We start from the raw sequence: 1,221 nt of genomic DNA, 5'->3' as shown, positions 1-1,221 counted from the left end.
TGACCTGCTCCCCGTTGATTAGTACACCCCGATGTTAGTAATGTCTTCATAAGCCACATGAGGACATCCCCATGAAGAAGCGTTTTTCCGACGAACAGATCATCAGTATTCTCCGCGAAGCCGAAGCTGGGGTACCCGCCCGTGAACTCTGCCGCAAGCATGCCATTTCCGATGCCACGTTTTACACCTGGCGTAAGAAGTATGGCGGTATGGAGGTGCCTGAAGTTAAGCGCCTGAAGTCGCTTGAGGAAGAGAACACCAGACTCAAGAAGCTGCTTGCCGAAGCCATGCTGGATAAAGAGGCGCTTCAGGTGGCTCTTGGGCGAAAGTACTGACGACAGACCAGAAGCGGGAAGCCGTGATGTTGATGTGTGATGCGACCGGTCTGTCGCAACGTCGTGCCTGCAGGCTTACAGGTTTATCCCTGTCGACCTGCCGCTATGAGGCTCACCGTCCGGCTGCTGATGCGCATTTATCAGGGCGCATCACTGAGCTGGCACTGGAGCGCAGGCGTTTTGGCTACCGTCGTATTTGGCAGTTGCTGCGCCGTGAAGGGCTTCATGTTAATCATAAGCGCGTGTACCGGCTTTATCACCTCAGTGGCCTGGGCGTAAAACGCAGAAGACGTCGTAAAGGGCTGGCAACAGAACGTCTGCCGCTGCTCCGTCCGGCGGCGCCCAATCTGACCTGGTCGATGGATTTCGTCATGGACGCACTTTCCACCGGTCGCAGGATCAAGTGTCTTACCTGCGTCGATGATTTCACAAAGGAATGCCTGACGGTCACTGTTGCCTTTGGGATTTCAGGCGTTCAGGTCACGCGTATTCTGGACAGCATTGCACTGTTTCGAGGCTATCCGGCGACGATAAGAACTGACCAGGGGCCGGAGTTCACTTGCCGTGCACTGGATCAATGGGCCTTTGAGCATGGTGTTGAGTTGCGCTTAATCCAGCCGGGCAAGCCAACGCAGAACGGATTTATTGAGAGCTTTAACGGACGATTTCGCGATGAATGTTTGAATGAGCACTGGTTCAGCGATATCGTTCATGCCAGGAAAATTATTAATGACTGGCGGCAGGATTATAACGAATGCCGCCCGCACTCCACGCTGAATTATCAGACACCGTCTGAATTTGCAGCGGGCTGGAGAAAGGGTCATTCTGAGAATGAAGATTCCGACGTTACTAACTGAGTGTTGTATCTAATCGTGGGGGCAGGTCA

1 protein-coding gene is annotated in these 1,221 nt (G+C 53.5%); it reads left to right on the top strand.

Annotation, left to right across the window (positions count from 1 at the left end; genetic code table 11):
• The first annotated feature begins 71 nt into the window (after positions 1–71).
• A protein-coding gene (locus ACOTZF_RS25190; RefSeq protein WP_085950818.1) for an IS3-like element ISSen4 family transposase occupies positions 72–1,192 on the top strand; the annotation gives its coding sequence in 2 pieces (ribosomal slippage) (positions 72–330 and positions 330–1,192; 1,122 coding nt in all).
• The last annotated feature ends 29 nt before the right edge of the window (positions 1,193–1,221 follow it).

This window comes from Enterobacter cloacae complex sp. SHL021 (assembly GCF_049237765.1).
Classification (GTDB): domain Bacteria; phylum Pseudomonadota; class Gammaproteobacteria; order Enterobacterales; family Enterobacteriaceae; genus Enterobacter; species Enterobacter cloacae.
Note: the sequence above shows the minus strand (reverse complement) of the source record. Positions and strands in the feature narration are given on the sequence as shown.